Source organism: Mycobacterium vicinigordonae (assembly GCF_013466425.1).
GTDB classification, from domain to species: domain Bacteria; phylum Actinomycetota; class Actinomycetes; order Mycobacteriales; family Mycobacteriaceae; genus Mycobacterium; species Mycobacterium vicinigordonae.
The window spans coordinates 414,195-435,528 of sequence record NZ_CP059165.1; the positions used below are offsets into that span (position 1 = coordinate 414,195).

General features: G+C 62.8%; 14 protein-coding genes. 4 read left to right on the top strand and 10 right to left on the bottom strand.

All coding sequences use genetic code 11. The annotated features are described in order from the left end of the window. Positions 1-50: 50 nt before the first annotated feature. The gene (gene pks2 / locus H0P51_RS01940) at positions 51-6,350 is read right to left on the bottom strand and encodes a sulfolipid-1 biosynthesis phthioceranic/hydroxyphthioceranic acid synthase (RefSeq protein WP_180916395.1); all 6,300 of its coding nucleotides are present in this window, start codon (positions 6,348-6,350) and stop codon (positions 51-53) included. Positions 6,351-6,786: 436 nt separating this feature from the next. Between pks2 and H0P51_RS01945 the strand changes: the two genes are divergently transcribed. Beyond that, positions 6,787-7,548, top strand: coding sequence for a class I SAM-dependent methyltransferase (locus H0P51_RS01945; RefSeq protein WP_180916396.1), 762 nt, complete (start codon positions 6,787-6,789; stop codon positions 7,546-7,548). Between the two features lie 15 nt (positions 7,549-7,563). On the opposite strand, the gene H0P51_RS01950 is transcribed toward H0P51_RS01945, so the two are convergent. The 8 genes from H0P51_RS01950 to H0P51_RS01985 all read right to left on the bottom strand — a co-directional run bounded on the left by H0P51_RS01950 (position 7,564) and on the right by H0P51_RS01985 (position 15,973). Continuing rightward, positions 7,564-8,400: a CbiQ family ECF transporter T component gene (locus H0P51_RS01950; protein WP_180916397.1), complete on the bottom strand. Its 837-nt coding sequence runs from the start codon at positions 8,398-8,400 to the stop codon at positions 7,564-7,566. Beyond that, positions 8,397-10,454 (bottom strand): ATP-binding cassette domain-containing protein, encoded by a 2,058-nt coding sequence (locus H0P51_RS01955; protein WP_180916398.1) that lies wholly within the window; start codon positions 10,452-10,454, stop codon positions 8,397-8,399. The genes H0P51_RS01950 and H0P51_RS01955 overlap by 4 nt, the downstream gene beginning before the upstream one ends. Positions 10,455-10,549: 95 nt before the next feature. Continuing rightward, entirely contained in the window at positions 10,550-11,359 is an 810-nt protein-coding gene (locus tag H0P51_RS01960) for a cephalosporin hydroxylase family protein (protein ID WP_246398323.1), read from the bottom strand. Positions 11,360-11,570: 211 nt separating this feature from the next. Then, positions 11,571-12,404 carry a TylF/MycF/NovP-related O-methyltransferase gene (locus tag H0P51_RS01965; RefSeq protein ID WP_246398325.1) on the bottom strand — a complete coding sequence of 278 codons (834 nt, stop codon included), beginning with the start codon at positions 12,402-12,404 and terminating at the stop codon, positions 11,571-11,573. A 152-nt stretch (positions 12,405-12,556) separates the two neighbouring features. Next, positions 12,557-13,108, bottom strand: a complete 552-nt coding sequence (locus H0P51_RS01970) for a dTDP-4-dehydrorhamnose 3,5-epimerase family protein (protein WP_180916399.1) — start codon at positions 13,106-13,108, stop codon at positions 12,557-12,559. A 97-nt stretch (positions 13,109-13,205) separates the two neighbouring features. Beyond that, positions 13,206-13,979: a glucose-1-phosphate cytidylyltransferase gene (gene rfbF, locus H0P51_RS01975; RefSeq protein WP_180916400.1), complete on the bottom strand. Its 774-nt coding sequence runs from the start codon at positions 13,977-13,979 to the stop codon at positions 13,206-13,208. Further along, the gene (locus tag H0P51_RS01980; protein ID WP_180916401.1) at positions 13,976-14,824 is read right to left on the bottom strand and encodes a hypothetical protein; all 849 of its coding nucleotides are present in this window, start codon (positions 14,822-14,824) and stop codon (positions 13,976-13,978) included. Before H0P51_RS01980 ends, rfbF begins: the two co-directional genes overlap by 4 nt. Before the next feature lie 426 nt (positions 14,825-15,250). Next, on the bottom strand, positions 15,251-15,973 hold the full coding sequence (locus tag H0P51_RS01985; protein WP_180916402.1) for a hypothetical protein: 723 nt from the start codon (positions 15,971-15,973) through the stop codon (positions 15,251-15,253). A 726-nt stretch (positions 15,974-16,699) separates the two neighbouring features. On the opposite strand from H0P51_RS01985, the gene H0P51_RS01990 reads away from it, so the two are divergent. After that, positions 16,700-17,683 (top strand): sulfotransferase family protein, encoded by a 984-nt coding sequence (locus tag H0P51_RS01990; protein ID WP_425489004.1) that lies wholly within the window; start codon positions 16,700-16,702, stop codon positions 17,681-17,683. Positions 17,684-17,748: 65 nt separating this feature from the next. On the opposite strand, the gene H0P51_RS01995 is transcribed toward H0P51_RS01990, so the two are convergent. Next, positions 17,749-18,552: a GAP family protein gene (locus tag H0P51_RS01995; protein WP_246398327.1), complete on the bottom strand. Its 804-nt coding sequence runs from the start codon at positions 18,550-18,552 to the stop codon at positions 17,749-17,751. A gap of 237 nt (positions 18,553-18,789) precedes the next feature. Between H0P51_RS01995 and H0P51_RS02000 the strand changes: the two genes are divergently transcribed. Beyond that, positions 18,790-19,758 (top strand): sulfotransferase family protein, encoded by a 969-nt coding sequence (locus H0P51_RS02000; protein ID WP_180916403.1) that lies wholly within the window; start codon positions 18,790-18,792, stop codon positions 19,756-19,758. Between the two features lie 248 nt (positions 19,759-20,006). After that, the gene (locus H0P51_RS02005; protein ID WP_180916404.1) at positions 20,007-21,287 is read left to right on the top strand and encodes a glycosyltransferase; all 1,281 of its coding nucleotides are present in this window, start codon (positions 20,007-20,009) and stop codon (positions 21,285-21,287) included. Positions 21,288-21,334 lie beyond the last annotated feature (47 nt).

The window sequence follows — 21,334 nt, forward strand, 5'->3', positions numbered from 1 at the left end:
TAATTAGCCTCCTCGGCGCTTGTTGCTTGTGATGGGTTCACCCCGGCGTGTCATGACGGTGCCGGGGTTTGATCAGCGGCCAGCACATCAGCCAGATGCCGCGCTAACATCCGCGCGGTGTTGTGGGTGGCGATGGCCTTGGGAGTGATGCGTATTCCGGTTTCTGCTTCGATGCGACTGCGTAGTTCGAGGTTTCCGAGCGAATCGAGTCCGTGATCCGGGAATGCGTGGTCGGGATCGATACTGCGGCGCAGGATGACGCTGGCCTGTTCGCTCACCAGGCGTCGAAGCCGTGCCGGCCACTCATCTCGGGCCAGCGCAAGCAACTCGGCACGCACCGCGCTGGTGTTGTGCCGCTGTGATCCGCCAGCCGCCTCGAACGCCTCGGCGAACGGACTGCGCGCGACGAGGGAGTCGAAGATCGGTGTTCCCGCCGTGTGGATGTAGCCGGTGTAGGCGCGGTCGTACCGCAGCAGGGTCTCGAAGGTGTACGCACCCTCCTCGGGGGCGATCATCGTGGTGCGGCCTTCCTCCAGCGATGCGGCGCGCCCGATCTCGGCCCACGCTCCCCACGCAATCGTGGTGGCGGGCAGGCCCTGCGACCGGCGCCAGTGGGTGAAGGCATCCAGCCAACTGTTTGCGGCTGCGTACGCCCCCTGGCCGGGAGAGCCGAGCAACGCGGCCGCCGACGAGAAGAGGCAGAACCAGTCCAGCGACTGCTCGGATTTGGCCTGCCCCAACGCCTGGTGCAGGTGCCAGGCGCCGCAGACTTTGGCCACCCAGTCTCGTTCGATGAGATCGTCCGTCATCGTGCTGAGGGTGGCGTCCTCCACCACCGCCGCAGCGTGCAGAACCCCGCGCACCGGCAGTCCGGTGGCGGTCGCGGCGGCAATCACACTCACGGCGGTCGCGGCCTCAGCGATGTCGCCACACTCCACATGGACCTGTGCCCCGGTTTCCGCACGGATCTTCGCAATAGCCTGCGCAACTTCGGGTTTGGGTTGCGAACGGCTGGTCAGGACGATCCGGCCGCATCCCGCCGCAGCCATCTTCCCGGCCAGGAACAGCCCCAATCCGCCGAGGCCGCCGGTGACGACGTATGCGCCATCTCGCCGGAAGACTCTGGCCTGCTCCGGCGGCACCACCACCGTGCCGTGTCCGCTGTGCGCAATGTCGAGCACCAGTTTGCCGGTGTGCTCGGCCGCACTCATCACCCGAATGGCAGTGGCCGCCTCGGTCAGCGGGTAATGCGTGCTTTCGGGTCCAGGCAATTCGCCGTCGGCCACGAGCCGGTACACGTGCCGCAACACCTCACCCATCCGCTCGGGGTCAGTGTCGACCAGCAGGGCCATGTCGACGTAGTGGAAGGTGAGGTTGCGACGGAATGGGTACAGCCCCAGGCGAGTGTTGCCGTAAACGTCGCGCTTGCCGATCTCCACGAAGCGTCCGTTGCAGGACAGCAGCTCCAATCCGGCGCGTTGCGCCGCACCGGTGAGCGAGTTGAGCACGATGTCGACACCGCCGCCGTTGGTGTCTTTGCGGATCTGTTCGGCGAACTCGGTGCTGCGGGAGTCGTACACATATTTGATTCCCATGTCGCGCAGCAATCCTCGGCGCACCGCGCTGCCCGCCGTGGCGAAGATCTGTGCCCCCGCGGCTCGAGCGATCGCGATCGCGGCCTGCCCGACGCCGCCGGTGGCGGAATGAATCAGGACCCGCTCGCCGGCTCTGATGCCGGCGAGGTCGTGCAGGCTGTACCAGGCGGTGGCGTGCGCGCTAGTTGTCGCGGCCGCCACTTGGTCGGTCAGCCCGTCCGGGAGTGTGACAGCGACGCGCTCGTCGCAGGTGATGTAGGTTGCCCAGCAACCGTTTTTGCACAACCCCCCCACGTGGTCGCCGACGCGGTGGGCGGTGACTCCCGGCCCGACAGCGGTCACCACTCCGGCGAAATCGATACCGAGTCCAGGAGCGCGCCCGTCGACCGTGGGGTATTGACCGAAAGCGACGAAAACATCGGCGAAATTGATGCTGGACGCGGTGACGGCAACCTCGATCTGACCTGGGCCGGGTGGAATACGTTCGGCGGCAACGATTTCGAGTGTCGCCAGGTCACCAGGCGAGCGAATCACCATGCGCATGCCGTCGCACGCGTGGTCCACCAGGGCGGTCCGCCGCTCGTTCGGGCGCAGCGGCGCGCGTCGCAGTCGGGCGACGTACCACTGGTCGCCCCGCCAGGCTGTTTCGTCCTCTGCCGAACCGGAGAGCAGTTCGAGGGCCAGCTTTTCGGGGTCGCAGTCCTCACTCACATCGATCTGGGTGGGGCGCAGTTCGGGATGTTCGGTGCCTGCGACCCGCAACAGACCACGCAGTCCCGCCTGGTCCAGGTTGCCGCGGTCAGTGGCCGAAACGGCCTGGGCCGCGCGGGTCAGCACGTAGAGCCGCGGCGGCTCCCCCGGCAATTCGGTCAACTCGCGGATGATCCGCGCCAAGTGCGCGACATGCTCGCGCGCCCGCGTCAAACCTGCTGCGTCAGGATGGTCACACGGGGGCGGGAACACGACCACCAAGCCTCTGGCTGCGCTCACCCGGCTTCCGAGCTCCCCCGCGACGCGACTGCGCTGCTCCACGTATTCCGGCCAGGCTAGCTTATCGCTCTGTGCGCCAAGGGCTTTCAGTGACTCGGCTAGCCGGGTTGAAAGCAGGTCCTCGGTATCGGAAGGGCAGATCAACAGCCATCTGCCGGGGTGGGCATCGGCGCAGACAGGTGATTGCGCCGGCTGCCATTCCACCGAGAGGAGACGTTCGTTGAGAGCACGCTCGAGTTCGCTTTCCGCAACGGCACTGCTGCCCAATCGCAACCCGCGCATGATCAGCACGGGCGCCCCGGACTCGTCGAGCACATCGAGGTCGGCCTCAATGCCAGAGGCATCCCGGCGCGTCAGCCGAGCCAAGCAGTACCGCGGCTGGCTGCTCGGGTCGCAGATGCGTAGCCGTCGGACACTGAGAGGCAACAGCAGATCGTCACCGCCATGGTTGACGGCAGGGTGTGCGGCGACGGACTGCAAACAGACGTCGAGCAACGCCGGGTGGATGCGGTAGGCGGCCCGCTGCGCACGAATCGGTCCAGGCAGCGCGATCTCGGCCAGCACGGTGGACGCGTCGTCGGCGGTGTGCGCTGCGATCAGACCGGCGAAGGCCAGACCCAGCTGAACTCCACGCGCGCTGAACCGCTCTCGAAGTTCTGCCCCGTCGATGCGGGTCGGATGTGCGGCGAAGAGGGCGGCCGTGTCCTGCAGTTGCGGCGGTGGATCGTCGTCGGCGACGTGCAGGCGGGCGACGGCACGACGCGTGCGCTCGCCTTGATGATCGGTCATCACCTCGAAGTCGACGGCACCGCTTGCGTCAATCGAGGCAACGGCGCTGAGGGGGGTTTGCTCGTCCAGTAGCAGCATCTGCTCGAAGCGAATATCGCGGACTTCGGATTTCTCTCCGAGCACAGCGCACGCGGCCGCCAGCGCCATCTCGCAGTAGGCAGCTCCGGGGAGAGTGGGCACGGCATGCACCTGATGGTCGCCCAACCAAGGCAGAGTCGCGGTGCCGACTTCACCCTGCCAAGCGTGGCGCTCGGGGTCCTCGGGCAGGCGGACATGTTCACCCAGCAGCGGGTGCACGACGACGGTCCGCCTACCGAGCGCCTGCTGGTTGGGGCCGGCCGGGCGAACCCGATGCCGACGATGGGTCCAACTGGGCAGTGGCGCTTCGACCAGCTGTCCCGCCGGGTACAGCGTCGCGAAATCCACCGCGGCCCCGGCGCAGAACAGATTCGCGAGGAACTCGTGCAGTCCGTGCGGCAGCTGCTGGTCACGCCACAGGGAGGCAATTGCCTGGGCCTCGACGCCCGCGGCCTGGGCGGTCTGTTCGACCGCGCGGGTCAACAGCGGATGAGGGGAGAGTTCGGCAAAGACACGATGGCCGTCCTCCAGCGCGGCCTGGACCGCGTCGGCGAACCGGACCGGTTTGCGCAGGTTGTCCACCCAGTAGCGGCCATCCAGACGCGGTCGCCCCCGAGCGTCGTCCAGGGTCGCCGAGTAGAACGGTATCGAGGCCGGCTGCGGGGTGAGTTCGGCCAGCACTTCGGCCAACTCGGCCAGGATGGGCTCAACCTGGGGAGAATGCGACGCTACGTCGACCGCCACCTCGCGGGCCATGACGTCGCGCCTCTCCCACATGTCAATCAGGTCGTGAACCGACGTGGCGCTACCGCCGATGACTGTCGAATCGGGGGAGGCGATTACCGACACCACCACGTCCGAAAGGTTGCGGGTGGTCAGTTCCGCGTCCACGCGCTGCGCGGACAGTTCCACCGACGCCATCGCCCCCGAACCGGCGATGGTGCTCAACAACCGTGAGCGGCGGCAGACCACGCGTACGCCGTCTTCGAGGGACAGCGCACCCGCGACGACCGCTGCCGCGACTTCACCGAGGGAGTGCCCGATCACGGCTGCAGGCACGACCCCGTGGGAGCGCATAGCTGCGGCCAGCGCCACCTGCAGGGTGAACAGGGTCGGCTGGACTCGGTCGATTCCGGTGACTGTCGTCGGCGCCGACATCGCCTCGGTCACCGAGAAGGCCGACTCTTCGGCGATCAACGGTTCCGCCGCGGCCACGGTTGCGGCGAATACTGGTTCGGCAGCCAGCAATTCCGCGCCCATCGCAGCCCACTGCGAACCCTGCCCGGAAAACACCCAGACGGGTCCCCGGTCGTCCTGACCCACCGCAGCTGGGTGCGGCAGGTCCGTCTCGGCGACTTCGAGCAAGCGCTCGGTGAGCTCCTTCGCGGTCGCGGCGACTACCGCCGCACGCACCGGACGGTGCCCGCGTCGGCGCGCCAGGGTGTAGGCGAGATCGGATGGCACCAGCTGATCCGCGCAACCGCGCACCCACTCCGCGAGGCGGCCCGCAGTGCGGCGCAACTCTTGGGGCGAGGTGGCGGACAGCGCGAACAGCGAAGGACCCCCGTGCCCAGCCGATTGGCGGTGCCGGTGCGCGCTGTCCGGGGCTTGTTCGAGTACCGCGTGCACGTTCGTTCCGCTCAGGCCGTATGACGACACCGCGGCGCGCCGCCGTTGTTGACCGGGACGCGTCGGCCACGGGGTGGCCTCCGTCGGCACGAACAGCCCCGTCTCGATCTCGGCGAGTTTGTCGGGAAAGCGGGTGAAGTGCAGCGACGGTGGAACGACACCGTGCTGCAGCGCGAGAGTTGCTTTGATCAGTCCCAGGGTGCCGGCCGCAGCCTCGGTGTGGCCGAAGTTGCTCTTGGCCGACCCCAGCGCACACGGCTCGCCGTTTAAGCCGTATACCTGGGCGAGGCTGCCGAATTCGATCGGGTCGCCGACGCGGGTGCCGGTGCCGTGCGCCTCCACCATGCCGACTGTCGCGCCGTCCACGCCCGCGGCCGCCAGCGCTGCCCGGTACGCGCTGGCCTGGGCGTCCAACGATGGTCGCGAGATGGTCTTGGTGCGGCCATCGTGGTTGGCGGCGGTCCCGCGCACCACCGCAAGGATGCGGTCGCCATCTCGCACGGCGTCCGGAAGGCGTTTGAGCAAGACCACGGCACAACCCTCGGATCGCACGAAGCCGTCCGCCGCGGCGTCGAATGAGTGGCAGTGGCCGGTCCGGGAGTACATGCCCAGCGCAGACCCGGCCGCATTCATGATCCCGGACAGCAGGGTGTTCACGCCGCCGGCCAGGGCCAGGTCGCTCTCGCCCTCGTGCAGGCTGCGACAGGCCAGGTGCAGGGTAAGCAAACCGGTCGAACACGCGGTGTCCAGCGTCATTGCCGGACCGTGCACGCCCAACCAGTACGCAATGCGCCCGGAGGCCATGCTGGCCGTGTTGCCGGGGTATGCGTAGGCTTCGTGGATGAGGCCGGCCTCATAGGTCAGCACGACGTGGTCGTCGTGGACGATTCCCATGAAAACGCCGGTCTTGGACCCGAACAGCGAACGCGGATCCACGCCGGCGTGCTCGATGGCCTCCCAGGAGGTCTCCATCAGCAACCGGTGATTCGGGTCCATGAAAGTCGCCTCCTGCGTTCGGAGGCCGAAAAACGGAGCGTCGAAACCCCAAATATCGTCGAGGAATCCGCCGTACCGCGTCACCGACTTACCCGGCACGCCCGGCTCGGGATCGTAGAATTCGTCGACATCCCAATGGTCGGCCGGAATTTCGGTGATCAAGTCTTCGCCGCGCACCAGCGCGTCCCACAACTTATCCGGCGAATCGATGCCACCCGGGAGCCGGCAACCCATCCCTATCAATGCAACTGGAGTCACGGTTGCTTCGCTCATTACCGACCCTTTCCGGCCGCCGCCCTACCAGATATGGGCGAATTTCGGACGATGCGGATTAATGAACGGGTCATTCCGCCGGCGTCGAATCAACTGACCAGACGGGAGCCTAACCGCTCCCGTTGAAGAATGGTAGAAGTCGGATGGGTTGCAGTGAGCGCCGCTTTATTCGTCTGCGCGGCACCCACACCGATTGTTTTCGGGTGCGATTTTGCGGTGTCGAACGCGAGGTGCCCGATGCCCCATTCGGCTTGGATAACAACGCAACCGGACGCGATTCTATGAGGAAATCTCGAATCATTCTGAACTGCAAAGGGTTTCACTCCGGCCGGGAAGATTGAATTCAAATTCCGTCCCGAACTGTTCAAGCAACAACCGCTGCCGATACCGGAGGTGTTTAGGCTGTCCGCCGGTGCGATGATTCATCATTGCTTGCATGGACAGCAGAATCCACGACGTCGCGAGCATGCCCCGGGGCGGACCGAACGCCTCGTGGCTGGACCGCCGGTTGCAGACTGACCGGCTGGAATATCTAGACCGCGATGACGTCGACGACCGCAAGGACAAGGTCGTGCGCGCACTTGACCGCGCCGGCGGACGCCGGTGGATTGGGGTGCACGAGAAATGTGCCCGCTTGGCAATGCGCGAAGTCGCGGGAATTGAGTCGCCGAGGATTCTCGAGCTCGGAGCGGGGTTGGGTGGACTGTCGCGCAAGCTGCTGGAGAAACACCCCAGTGTGCAGGTGACGATCACCGACATCGATCCCGCGTTCGTTGCCACCGTTGCCGCCGGCGATCTCGGCGCCAACCCGCGTGCCACCGTCCGGCAGATGGACGCCACTGAGATCGACGCCCAGGAGGGCGATTACGACCTCGCCGTGTTTGCGTTGTCGCTACACCACTTGCCGCCCGAACAAGCCTCCCGAGTCTTTGCGGCAGGAACCAGGGCGGCAAAGAAGTTGTTGATCGTCGACCTGCCCAGGCCACCCGCGATCTTGCACGTTGCGTTGCTGGCGCTGGCACTGCCGGGCGCGGTACTGCTGCCGTTGCAGCACGACGGCTTCATCAGTTCGTTGCGCGCCTACAGCCCATCGGCGCTTCGCGCGCTGGCGTACCACGCAGACCCGGCGATCGAGGTGGAGTTCCGGTCCGGTCGAGGATTGGGCCCGACGGTTGCGGTCGCCAGCCGCACGCGGTGAAGGAGCCCTGCGCTGCTAGTGGTGCAGTAGGGTCTCGGCCGCCACGGCGAGACCTCCGGCCGCGGCCGCGACGCCAAGGGTCACCCAGTCGGCGAGCCCGGGGCGCGCCGGAGCGGCCGACAGCTGACCGGTGCCGCCGCGCGCGGTGATGGCGTTGCCCATCTCATCGGCGCGTCGAAGAGTCATCGCCACGGCCGCCGCGATGAGGTCGATGACATCTCGAGCCTGCTGCCGGCGCCCGGCCCGACCGTCCGGCTGCAATTGCCGGGTACGCAGCCGATGGGCTGCGTAAAGCACCTGAAACTCCTCGATCAGCATCGGGAAGGCGCGCAACCCGAGCGCTACGGTGACTGCCCATTCCTCGATCGGCAGCCGTAGCAGCTTGAGCGGGCGCGCCAACGTGGTCAACGCGGGCACGACTTCGGCAACGTTGGTTGTCCAGGACAGCATGGCCGCAAGCCCGAACAGGCAGACGGCCAGAGCGACCGCCCGAACGTAATGCGATGCACCGCCAAGGCCAATTTCGACACCGCCCACCGAGATCACCGGACTTCCGCCGGACAGCGAAGCAAAGGTGAAGCCAAGTGCGAAAAGGATCCACAACCGACGCGGCCAGGACGGTAGCGCGCCGCGTGGAATATGGGCGATCCGAGCCGCGGTCAGCACCAGTGCCCAACCCAGTACGATCGTTACCCATCCCGGGAAGAACCACAGCAGCACCGAGAAACCCAGCACGACAAGCAGTTTGGTGCCCGCCCACAGTTCGTGAATGCGGGAGGTTCCGGGCACCGGAGCAAGCAGCATGACTCGGCGAGACGAGCGACGGTTCGAGCTACGCGCATTCGAGGTCATGACGCACGTCCTGCGGGAGTCGACACGGTGGTCAGTACGCCGTCCTGCAGGCGCAGGATGCGGCCGCAAGCCTCCGCCAACCCGACGGAGCTGTGCGAGATCGCCACCACGATCAGGCCGCGATCCTGGCGCAGCTCCGCCAGCAACTGAACGAGACTGCACTGACTCTCGGCGTCCAAGCCAGCCAGCGGCTCGTCGAGTATCAGCGCACGCGGCGAACACGCCAGCAGCCCAGCGAGCACCACCCGGCGCATTTGTCCCCCACTGAGCTCGTCGATGCGCCGCTTGGCCAGCGTGGAGCTCAGCCCGACAGATTCCAGCGCTACGGCGACCCGTTCTTCGTCTTGGGCCGAAAAGCCTGCTGCCGAAGCAACTTCCGAGCCGACATGGCTCCGCATCAGCTGCAGCCGGGCCGCCTGAAACGACAGCGCCACCGCGCCGACATGCTCGTAGGTAGGTTCGCCGTCGATGAGGCAGGTGCCCGTGGTCGGGACCGTCAACCCGGCCATGATCCACGCGAGTGTCGACTTACCCGAGCCGTTGCCGCCCTGGATCAACACCCCATCTCCCTGCGCTAGCGTCAGATTGACATCGCGAAGCGCGGTCTTGGCCCAGGGCGTACCGCTGCCGTACTCGTGACCGACCCCCGTCAGTTCGATGACCGGCAGGCTCGACTTGGCATCAATCGCGGGCGTGCGCGTCCGCAGGGGCCTAATCACAGCGGTGTCAGCCGCTGGATCGCCGAGACGAATTACCCGGTCGGCCTGGGCGGCCGCGGCATCATCATGGGTAATGTGCACCAAGGCAGTCCGGTGTCGCTTGGTGAGGCCCGACAGGACGTCCAGCAGTGCGTCCCGACCAGCGTGGTCGATCATCGCGGTGACCTCGTCGGCGATCAGCAGCGCCGGCTCGCGGGCCAGCGCCGCCGCCAGCGCAAGGCGCTGCAATTCCCCGCCGGACAAGCTTCCGGTCTCGTGCTCGGTGAGCCCCTCGAGCCCGACCTCCTTGAGTAATCGGGGTATGTCGACGTCGAGACCCGGGGGCAGCCCCCACACCACGTCGTCGATGACCCGGCTACCCAGGACCTGACTTTGCGCGTGCTGCTGGATGAGGGCGGTGCCGCCCAACTGACCCAGACCCACCAGGCCCCGGCGGTGCACCGCGCCCGACGTCGGCGTCCGCCCGGCCAAGATCAGCGTCAAAGTGGTCTTCCCGGAGCCGTTGCCGCCGGTGATCGCGACATGTTCGCCGGCCCGGAGGTCCAGGCTGATCTCGTGCAGTGCGTCTTCCTCGGTACCCGGATAGCGAAACCGAACGCTATTTAGCTGCACTGGAACCGGCGCGATCGCCGCGTCGTCGGCGTCGCTGTCGGCGACGGCTGGCGAGATATCCGGCGCATCCAGTTGGTACACCACCGGAATGATGTCGCGAATCCGCTCCAACAACCTGGACAGCACGGACCACGCCACAAAACACGAAAATACGAACGCCAGAACGAGGTAGCCGAGTAGTAGCAGCGGCCAGTAGTGCAATCCCACGGCCAGGTACCGCGGTAACGCATTCGCGGCACCATCGAGGTGTACGCGAGTCAGGAATGCGGCAACGCCTTCCGTCGTGGCGGTGATAACCCGGAACACCAATTGCCGCAGTCGGGTCGACACCGCAAAGATGCCGACCCACCCGGCGGCGACGATCACACCGACGATCGACGACAGGAAAAGCAGTGTGGGTGTGCCGCGGCCCTTGCGTTTGACGAATCCGGTCAGTCCGCCGACCGCGGCGCAATTCAGGATCGCAAGAACACCGCCCAGCCCGGTGATCAAAAATGTGATCACGGCGGCCGCCACGGTCGCGGCGACCACCACGCGGAGCCGGTGGCGGAATGCCAGCAGCCCTGGCAGAACGACGCCCAATACCCCTAGCGACTGCGTGAAAGGGATGACTACAGCGATGATGACGATTACCGCGGAGAGGGCCCCGATCACCGCGGCGTGCGCCAGTTCGTTCGGCCGAAGCGCTCTTTCCCCATGACCAGAAAGGCGAAGGGCGCTCATTGCGGGGATTCTGCCAAACGCTGTTCAGGAATGTTCGGAGAACCCCCTTTCACCCGTCAGATTGTCCGCACCGGGTGAGGTGTTCGCGCCCGGAATCAGGATGGTCTGCGCTGCTGGTCCGACGATAGTCGGCGCAGGTATCCATCTGGTGCCGCGGTTATCTGCAACTTGCGTGTGATTTCGTGGTCGATTTCAAACTCCGAATGCGTTTTCAAAAATTCCCAGACCGCCGTCTTCGGGTTGTTTCCACGACTCCACGGCCGATCGGGAAACATGTCTGCCGGTAAGTCCTCGATGATGGTGTCGAATACCACGCAGTAGCTATTTGGCGTTACCAGGGTAGCGTAGGCCGACAATTCAGCCAGCACATGCTCGTGGGTGTGATTGCTGTCGAGCAGAACCAGCGTAGCGCCACGATTTTGTGCGGCATGGCGCACCTGCTGAATTATTTCCGGATCCAGACTCGATCCTTCAATCATAGTTATATAACGAAAAAGCGGATGGGCTTCTATCGCGGTTCGGTTGTGCGAGCGAATATCGATATCAACGCCGATTACACGCCGCTTGGGAGTGTGAACATTGATGGGCGTATCGTTGACGATGGCATCACACATGTCGAGCAGTGCGAGCATGGAAGCGCTGAGTATCAATGATCCGCCGTGCGCGATTCCCGTCTCGACGATTACATTCGGCTTGATCTCCCAAATCAGTTCCTGCAGGTAGACCATGTCTTGCGGGTATTGAATGATTGGCCGGCCGAGCCACTCAAAGTTGTAGGAATACAGGTGGGTGGCGCTGCGACTGATCCATTCGGATGTCAGGTGGGCGAGTTCTCGATCGTCAGCCAGTGCTCTGACATTCTCGACCACGCTCTGCTGGTGCGGTGTCCGAGCTGGTTTCGCCACGTGCCAGTGCCTCCTACGGGTGTAGCGAATTTCTCAAGAAAAATTGAGGCGAGTGCGCTCCTGCGCCGATCCGGGAGAGGCATGCCTGTTTCCGGGGACGGTGGGTCACGATGTTATCACCGGCTATCGTCGGCATCGACTGCCTCGGCGGTCTTTCTCCGCCGAAGGTCAAACAATTGCTCGACCAACGCGTTCGAATAAAGGCTGGCTCTCAGGACTTGGTATTGGTCGCCGGCTTGGGAACTGGCTTGATAAGCAAGCCCTGGCCCGTCGGCATCGAACACACCGCCAAACCGCGGGCCAGCGCGAACCCGTCCATCGCGTGCTTTTGTTCCTCGTAACCCAGATACGCATAGTCGTCGAGCAGCACAGGAGAGCCCGGAGAAAGGCGCTCCCACAGGTGTTCCAGTGCGGCAATCTCAGGTGCTGCGCAGTTCATGTCCAGGTGCAGATAAGCAATTTGGGGTGTCGATATCTCACTCAGCGTGTCGGGAACGACGCCCTCGATAATTCGTGCACGCGGCCATTGAGCGAAATTAGCGCGAACGGAATCGGATCCCGTGACATAGAAGCCGCTTTGCAGATTGTCTTCGCTCTTTTGCAGTGCGCCGGATTCGCGTTCACGGTCGGATATGAATCGCTCGTCCAGGCCGGTGAAAGTGTCCAGTAGATAAAAATCACGATCCATTGAATTCCAGTCAAAGTATTCCATGATCGCGCTGCTCAGAAAGCCTCTGTTTACACCGCACTCGACAAAGTCCCCGTCGTGTTGCAGCGCAACCGCCGCCACCCACAGACCCACATGGACACGCCAGTGCCACCGATAGGTATCGACACCGCCAATCGCCTCAACGCCGCGGTTGTACGCGGCAATGAATTTCGGATCCTGCATGAAGGTGTGCGAATGTACGCTGATTAGACCATCCTGAATATATGCATTCGGCGCCACCCGACGCAAGAACGCATTCATTCCCGTCTCGACTGCTTTGCTGCCGGCCTGAAAGATATTTGCCGTGCGAAAACGGTCTCGAAGGGTAGTGGCCATGGGCCCCGATCGTAGCATGCAATTCACGTGCACCACGATTACGTCTGATACAACCTTAATCGCCGGCTAAAGTGACGCAGGCTTCGCGCCCGGAAATATATGAGTAATATGTGTGTTTTTTATATGCGATTCAAAACACCGCACGCAGCGACTTAGACCGCGACACCGCTGAACTCGGCATCGAGCAGTGGATGGATCTGGTCCCGAGGCGAGACATTCCGCGGCGGCAAGGGCCAGGGGATGGCCAGACGCGGATCGTCATGCCGCAGCCCCCCTTCGGCGGGCGGATGGTAGGGCGTGGTGACGAGGTACTGCAATTCGCTGTCGGCTGCTAACGCCTGGAAGCCGTGGGCAAACCCCTCTGGGATCACCAGCATTTGATTATCGTCTTCGGCCAATTCCTCTGCGTGCCATCTCAGGAACGTCGGCGAGCCGCAGCGCAGGTCCACCGCCACGTCCCAGACCCGGCCACGCGTGCAGCGGACCATCTTCATTTCTGCGTGCGGCGGCCGTTGGAAGTGCAAGCCGCGCACGGTTCCCGCAGCGTACGTTTTGGATTGGTTGATCTGGGTGATTGCGCGGCCACCCAATAGGGACTGCAGTTCCTGGGCGCAGAATTGCCTGACAAATGTGCCGCGAGCATCGCGGTGCGGTACTAACTGCACCACTTTTATATCGGCCAGCGGCGTATTCAGGATTCTCACGCCGCGCCCCGCGCCCGTGCCGCATCAACAGGTTCGCAGCCCGCGGGTATTTTTGCCGTCGACATGGTGCCGGTCCTCGGCACCCGCGGTCGCCGGTTCAGTGCCAGCATTTCCACGGCGCTTTGCCGCTGGCCCACAGTTCTTCGAGAATGTTCTTGTCCCGCAGCGTGTCCATGGCCTGCCAGAATCCGGAATGCTCGAATGCCATCATCTGCCCCTCAGCGGCCAGGCGAGCCAGGGGGGAACCTTCCCACGCGGTTTGGTCGCCGTCGATGTGATCGAGTACCGCTGGAGACAGAACGAAAAATCCACCGTTGATGAGACCACCGTCGCCCGGTGGCTTTTCGACAAAACGCGTGACCCGGCCGCCGTCGCACTCGATGGCGCCGTAACGCCCCGGCGGTCGCACACCTGCAACCGTGGCATGACGCCCATGCTGACGGTGGAAGTCGATGCTTGCGGAGATGTCCAGATCGCTGAGCCCGTCGCCGTATGTGAAGCAGAAGGCCTCATCATTCTGGATGAAATTCGCGACCCGCTTGAGGCGCCCGCCGGTGAGGGTGTCTTCCCCGGTATCAACCAAGGTCACCCGCCACGGCTCCGCATGGTGCCGATGCACTTCCATGGTGTTCGCGGACATATCGAACGTTACGTCCGACATGTGCAGGAAATAGTTGGCGAAGTATTCCTTGATGACGTAGCCCTTATAGCCGCAACAGACGATGAATTCATCGATGCCGTGGTGGGAATAGAGTTTCATGATATGCCACAAGATCGGCCGCCCACCGATTTCTACCATCGGTTTGGGCCGGATGACGGTCTCCTCGCTGAGCCGGGCACCTATGCCGCCGGCCAACAACACGGCTTTCATATACTCGACCCCCGGCCAAGCCGGCTTCTCGACCGCTCCGACAATCCCGCAGAGTAACCCGAGTCATCGGTCACCACCGTGGTCATGTACCCAAACACACCACCCGGAATTTCGTTCGCGTACTTCTCCTTGAGATGGCGGATGAGTAGATAGGATCCGAGCCGCTCTCCGAGGAAGCCAACGGCTCTTACCTGGTACCGGTTGTACTTCTTGACGCGATCGCCATGTCGGATGAGAAATTGCCTGCCGACCAGCTCGATTTTGGACCACGTGCGTTTGAGCCATGATTTCGGGTATATGCCCAATTCAATTCCACAGGGAATAAAATGTTCTGCCGCCAAGAACTCCGCCGCGGAATCCGCGTCGAGCACGCCAGTTTCTATCGCCAGGGATGCGTAGTCGAGAATGTCTCTGCGGTGATGAACCAAGCCGTAGTGGCCAACTACCGTCTTCTTGATGTGGAGGGGCTGGGCCACCAAAAACTCGAGGTTGTCGACGGGGGTGAATGCTGCCAAGTCCGCTGTTGCCGTCGTGTCCCCAAGGCGGAGCTCGCGCATGGTCGGATAAATCCTTGACTCAGTTCCTAACCGCACCGGCAGGACTCTCTTACGGTACGAAGAGACCTCAATGAGGTCTGCGTCGGCCGAGAATTTTTCAATGACTATCGGCAACACATGTGTTCCAGCGGCACCGAATGCAATTGGTCTGGCTTCGTGCCAGAATCGATCCAGCTGCTTTACATGAAATTCAGAGTCCTGGTCGAAATCCCCGAGTGCGATCCACTGCCCATACCAACCCTCAGGTAGGAGTGGCATCGCATGGGTGACGCAGTACCTGTGAATCACGCCGCGCGAGCTCCGCATGACTGGCTGGTATTCCTGAGCTCACCGTCGATTGTGAGCCGCTCTTGGATATCAGGAAGTCCTTGGTAGGGGCTCGGACACTGTCTTCCGGCAGTGATTTTCACTAGCTGCCTACAACCGTCCAAAAGGCCCCGCCGCCATAGCCTTCGACGGGCAAATCACGGTGGTATCGCCTGCCATGCGGCTAACTCTAACCTATGGCAATTGTGTCTACGCAAGAACCTGAAGTTTGGTGCGGCCGGAGTTGCATTGTGCTGCAGGGGTTGAACGTTTGCCGATGTTGCGGAGGTTCACGCTAGTGCGATGACTGACATTTCACGGGTTTCAGTGGTCCGCCACTGCGGTATGCGGCTGTGCCGTCCTTCCAGCAGACATCGCCGTACGGGGCGAGCAGTGCGGCCCGCATCATCAGGACGTCAGGCGTTGCGGCCGTCTCCCAGCAGCGTAACGCGCGATGACTAAATGACCTGTGCCGAATTCAGTAGTGTCGCGCGCGAATTGGTAGTGACCACGCAAGACGTCGATCAAAGCTCGGGCCATGTCGATAAACGAAAAACTGTTGTAGAGTGTCCAGAAGTCGCAATAAACGTCTTCAATCAGATAGACGCCATCCGGGCTCAGCGAGTGCGGAAAAAGGCACCGGAAATTATTCACCAGACGGGAGCTCGACTGGCTGTCGGCGTCGATAATGGCGGTGAACGGCCCAAATTCTGTAGCCACGTCCCGCAAGAATGAAATGTCCCGAGCTCCACCCATTCGGACACGCGTGCCGCTCTCATCCAGAATCTTCAGGAATTTTGAGTCAAAATCGATACCGATGACGAGTGAGCCGGGGTCAAGATAGTCTTTCCATTCTTGTTGAGAGTCCCAGTAGAAGCTGCCGATCTCGAGTAATCGTATCGGTCTCGAGCGATCAATTTCCGACTCATACAGCCCCAGGTGTTGCGATAGTCTGTGAACCCGCGGTGCTCGTTCGGCTGTGTCAGCCGTCGCTGGATCCAGCTCCGTTTCGACCGTCGTGATGATCGAAGCGTTCTCCTGTCCTAGAGATTTCAGCAGCCTTGCTCGGACGCGGTTACGGTTGCGACTGGCGCTGGGCGAAAATTTCGCGACAAACCTTGGGACGAACATCAGACCGCCGATCGTGGAGCACAGAACGCTGTCGTGTCGCGCGCCAACACGTTGTGCAGACTATGAACGCCTTCGGTCCGCAAGTCCTGGTGAGAATTGGTTCTGCTGTGGCCGAGGCCCGCAATATCGCGGCCCTCCGACCTCCCGCGACCCAGGCCTACTGGATTGTCATGCTGCACGAATGAATTCATCTGATTCGCCCGTATCGGGCGGGGGTCGCCCGAGTCTTGGATGAGGTAGTCGAGACATATCGGCGATGCATGTTCTTCGTCGCCATGGGCCCCCTTTCGGGCCGTCGAGCCCCTCCAATGCTGGGGGCGATGGGTTTGTAACAGTGGCTGCCGCTACAACCAAGGGATCGTAGTCTTCGAGAGGCGCCGTTATGCCGGGCAGGCTCGGTTCGGCGGCTGATTCTTTATCGGGCACCGGGCAACCGATATTCGTGTGGTTGTGGGCCTCGGTGGTGTGCGTGCCGTCGAATCTCACGACGGCGTGCCGACCCGGCCGGTGCAGAGCCTGTGAAACTGGCCTGATTTACCATCCCGCGCAGTCGCCCACTGGCTTAGCAGGGGTGACCACCACATATAGTGCCGCTATGAGCCATAACAGACGCACTATTGCCAAGTGCGCCGCGACGGGTTTTTTCCGCCGCGAGCTGAGGTGGCGAATCGGCCCAATATCCGGTATCGCAATAATGCTGAAATCTGCACCGAGCGCGCAGTGGTGCTGAAAGCCACTGCCAAGGAGAACGGCCCGGAAACCCACCGGACTGTCCTGTTCGTATTGGGTGTGAACCGGTCGGGAACGTCAGCGCTAACACGGGTTCTCTCCTTGTGCGGTGCTGCGCTGCCGACCGGACTTGTGGGCGCCAACGCAGGCAATCCGCGTGGCTACTGGGAGCCTTTCGAATCGCATCGGGTCAATTACACGATCTTGAGGCGACACGGCTCGGAATGGTTCGACCCCACGATGCGCTTGCAGGAGAAAGGCGCATTTGAGCCCGCCGAGAGGGCTGCGTACATCACCGAGATCGAGGCGTACCTGAGGACGTTGCCGGTGGCGCCGGTGGTGGTGCTCAAGGACCTGAATATCACGGCACTGTCCGAATTGTGGTTCGAGGCAGCGCGTCTGGCCGGACTGAATGTTGCTGTAGTGATCGCGGTGCGCCACCCGCAGGAGGTCGCCGCGTCACTGGCAGCGTTGAATCGAACATCGCCGGAACTCGCCAGTGCGTTGTGGTTGAAAGGTAACCTGCTGGCCGAGAGAACCACCCGGACAATGCCACGCGTATTCGTCGATTACTCGTGTCTGCTTGAGAATTGGCGCCGGGAGGTAAAGCGGATTTCAACTGCGCTCCAGCTCGACCTGGATTCGCGGGACGCGGAGGCGATCGAGGGTTTTCTCGAACCGAGTCTGCACCGGCAGCGTCAACGAGAGGGCGGCGGCCCAGTGGCGGAGCCGTTCGGCACCGACTGGGTCTCCGTGGTTCACCAAGCGGTGTCCGCGGCAGCGCTCGACGAATCCTGGGAGCAGGATTCGCTGGATGGGGTCTTCGAGGCGTATGTGGCAGGGGAACGTGGCTTCCGGATTGCGTTGCAAAATTTTCACCGTTTTCATCGGCTAAATCGTCTGCTCTTCCGACCTTCTCTGGTGAAGCTGGTGGTCAAGGTGAAAGCAATCGCGCACCGACGCAAGGGGCCTTGGGCCTGACGCGAAATGGCCGCGGCGGCAAGATTATTGATGCCGCGACGACGGCTGAGCTTCGCCGGCAGCACTCAGATGAGTCCCAATCCGTGACCCAGCTGAAAGAATCCGACCAATGAGAAAATACCTATCAGGACTTGGCGCCGGTTGGCCGCCGCCCAGTCGTGCAGCGGCCGCAGCACGGCGAGGGTTTTGTCCGGCACGATCAGGTAACTGACGAGTGCAATTTCGACAACCGCAAACATCCCGAAGACAAAGGCAACGGCAGCGACGACCTGCACGCCGAACGCAGCCCCTGAGCCCATGATGGTCGTGTCGACGAATAACACCAGAATTGGCGGCGGGAACCCGCAGAGGCCGAATACGAATGCGACCCATAACGCTCCGTCATCCCAGGCGTTTTGTAGACGGCCGACTAGCCGCCGAAACGCCGACCCACCCTCGTTCGCGGTATCTTGTGCACGGCCAAATGGCGATGACAATTGCGTCGACTCATCGGCGTCCATGACCAGCACCGATGAGTTGCCATCGGATGTCGCCAGCTGCGCCCGCTGGTGGGCGACCAAGCGCACCGTGATGAGCGTGGCAATCGACAGGGCAAGCACGCCCATCCCTATCTGAAAGTATCGCGCGCCGGCGCTCGTGCCCGCCGAAGCCGGATCGCCCAGATAGGGAAACGCGGGTGTCGACCGCAGCACAATAAGGGGAATAACCATCCCGGCGATATTCACGATCATGCTGCCCAGCCAGTAGGCCAGCAAATTTTGCACCGGCCGTGGTCGCGAGATCATCAAAACGATGACAGCGAGCAGCACTGGATTAATCGTGAACAGAAACGCCAGACCCAACAGTGAACCCCACACGGCCAGCGACACTACTTTGTTACTTGCCGTCCGTCAGCCATCAGTGCCGCTTGCCATTGAAGTCACAGCAAGCATCCTTTGTTTCGGGACCGGTAACTCGGCGGAGGGCTATGACGTAAATCCGGGACTGGCGAGAGGTGAATGCGGTGATTTTCAGCTCGCCCCGAATACCAACCGGTGGGCTACTGTGCCGTTATGTGTCCCCGCCGAGGCGCCATCGTCGCGGAACGCCGGACGCGCCCGGTTGCCTTGTTCGTCCTGGGCGGGGCTCGTTCCGGATCCGCTGCCGTCGCGCGCCTCCTCGCCCGCTGTGGGGCAGCCCTGCCCGCCATGCCGGGCGACGCTCGAACTGACGATATGACTGGCGGTCGCCAGCTCCGCACACCCCGCATCATCAACGACAAGATCCTGCGCCGGCATGGCAGCAGCGGGGTCGACCCGACCTTGCGTCTTCAGGACGAAAGCACGTTTGACGTAGAGGAGCGGGAGGCCTGCGTCGCGGAGATGAAGGGGTTTCTTGCCGGCGCCAGTAACGCGCCCTTCGTGGTCATCAACGATCCGCGGGTTTCGCAGCTCTTCGGACTGTGGTCCGAGGCGGCGGCCGCCGCCGGATTCGACGTCGCCGTCGTCATCGTCGTGCGGCACCCGAGCGAGGTCGTGACTTCGGTGGCCGTTGGCGGTGCCGCCTTGCCGGAACTCTCGAGTGCCCTTTGGCTGAAAGCAAATCTGCTGGCCGAGATTGAGACGCGCGGAATGGTGCGCGTATTCGTGGACTATGCCAACCTTCTGCAGGACTGGCGTAGAGAATTAGAAAGGATTTCGGTGGCGCTCGGGGTCGAACTCGACACCGGAGACGAGGCGGCAATCGAACGCTCTCTCAAATCAAATCCGGATCGCCAGCGGGATTGTGGCTCAGTGGCGGATCTCGCGGGCGCGAACTGGATTTCACAGGTACACGAAGAGTTGTTCTTGGCGGCGCGGGATGAGCCCTGGGATCAGTCCGTCCTCGATCATGTTTTCGCGGCCTACCAGGCCAGCGAACGCAGTTTCCGACCCGTATTCGCAATCTTTGAGTATCTCGACAAGATGAACCCGCACGTTCGCCCGTCGGTCATGAAGATGATCGATCGGGCTCGAGTCACCGCGAACCGGCGCCGCATAACCGGATCGTCGCCCCTACGTGCCGGCCTACCGGGGTGGCCCCTCCGACGGCATTGAAGAAATGCCGCGCGCAACGGATCGACACCCGCGCCGCACGAAGCCGGCTCGACTCGCGCTTCCGACAAGGTCGGTTATGTGATGAAATTACCAGCGCACTAAAAACTCACTTCGATCGCAAACATTGGAATTCGAGTCAATAGCAACAGAGATGTCGGAATATGCTGCCGGGCGGTTGAGCGGCCCTGAAGTTCTCGCTTTGATTTCGCAGCATATTCACAGGAAGTGAAAGGCAAGAGGTCGCCACGATGAAATTTGTGCTGGCATTCTATGGGACTCGCGGAGATGTCGAGCCCGGTGTTGCCGTCGGTCGCGAGTTAGCCCGCCGTGGCCACGACGTTGCGATGGTGGTCTCTCCGGACCTGGTCGGCTTCGCCGAGCAGGCGGGACTCAAAGCCGTTGCCTGCGGGCCGGATGTGCGGACCTGGCAAGACATCAACCGCGATTTCTGGGCACGCTTCTTGCGCAAGTTCTGGAAGAACTTCTGGCGAGTTGGTGAGCTGCGGGAGCTGTTGCGCGATGACTGGCGATTCTTGAAACAGTGCTGGCAAGACATCGGTTCGACGCTGCGAACCCTGGCGCAGGGCGCCGACCTGCTGTTCACCGGTGTGCTCGGCGAGGAGGCGGCCGGCAATGTCGCTGAGTATTACGGCATGCCGTTGGCCACCCTGCATGTGTGGCCGATACGCGCCAACGGTCAACTCGTTCCGGGCTTGCCAGCGCCGCTTGGGCGCTCCTTGATGAAAGTGTCCGAATGGTTGGGTTGGCCCATGTTAAAACGGCTGGAGGATCCGCAGCGTCGTGAACTGGGCCTACCGAAGGCCACCGAGCCCTCGCCGTGGCGCATCGCCAAGCGCGGATCGCTGGAGATCCAGGCCTTCGATGACATCTGCTTTCCCGGGTTAGCCGCCGAGTGGGCGCAGTGGGACGGCCAACGGCCCTTTGTCGGCGCGTTGACCATGGATTTGCGCACGGATTCTGATGACGAAGTCATGTCGTGGATAGCCGCCGGAAGCCCCCCGATCTGCTTCGGATTCGGCAGCATGCCAGTCGATTCCGCCGGTGAGACGCTCGCCATGATCAGCGCGGCATGTGCGGAGTTGGGCGAGCGGGCGTTGGTGTGTGCGGGCGCGAGCGACTTCACTGGGGTGCCCGTATTCGACAACGTCAAGGTGGTGGACACGATGAATTACTCGACCGTCTTTCCCGCCTGCCGCGCAGTCGTACACCACGGTGGTGCGGGCACCACGGCCGCCAGCTTGCGCGCGGGCGTGCCCACGCTGGTTCTGGCGACCGATCTCGACCAGACGCTTTGGGGTGCTCGGGTCAAGCAACTGAAAGTTGGTACCGCGCGGCGCTTTTCAGCCACCACGCAAAAATCCTTGGTCGCCGATCTGCGCACTATCCTAGAGCCGCAATACGCAGCGCGAGCGCGCGATGTCTCCACCCGCATGAGCACGCCGGCGCAAAGCGTGGCCGCTGCCGCAGACCGTCTGGAAGATTTCGTCCGTCTCAAGCGCGTTGGCTGACGCCCAATGTCCAGCCACGCAGGACGTCCCTGATCGGCAGGTCAACA

Bases quoted from the DNA above. Each gene is read 5' to 3' on its own strand.
- pks2 (WP_180916395.1), bottom strand. From the start codon at position 6,350: ATGAGCGAAGCAACCGTGACTCCAGTTGCATTGATAGGGATGGGTTGC.
- H0P51_RS01945 (WP_180916396.1), top strand. From the start codon at position 6,787: ATGGACAGCAGAATCCACGACGTCGCGAGCATGCCCCGGGGCGGACCG.
- H0P51_RS01950 (WP_180916397.1), bottom strand. From the start codon at position 8,400: ATGACCTCGAATGCGCGTAGCTCGAACCGTCGCTCGTCTCGCCGAGTC.
- H0P51_RS01955 (WP_180916398.1), bottom strand. From the start codon at position 10,454: ATGAGCGCCCTTCGCCTTTCTGGTCATGGGGAAAGAGCGCTTCGGCCG.
- H0P51_RS01965 (WP_246398325.1), bottom strand. From the start codon at position 12,404: ATGGCCACTACCCTTCGAGACCGTTTTCGCACGGCAAATATCTTTCAG.
- rfbF (WP_180916400.1), bottom strand. From the start codon at position 13,979: ATGAAAGCCGTGTTGTTGGCCGGCGGCATAGGTGCCCGGCTCAGCGAG.
- H0P51_RS01985 (WP_180916402.1), bottom strand. From the start codon at position 15,973: ATGTTCGTCCCAAGGTTTGTCGCGAAATTTTCGCCCAGCGCCAGTCGC.
- H0P51_RS02005 (WP_180916404.1), top strand. From the start codon at position 20,007: ATGAAATTTGTGCTGGCATTCTATGGGACTCGCGGAGATGTCGAGCCC.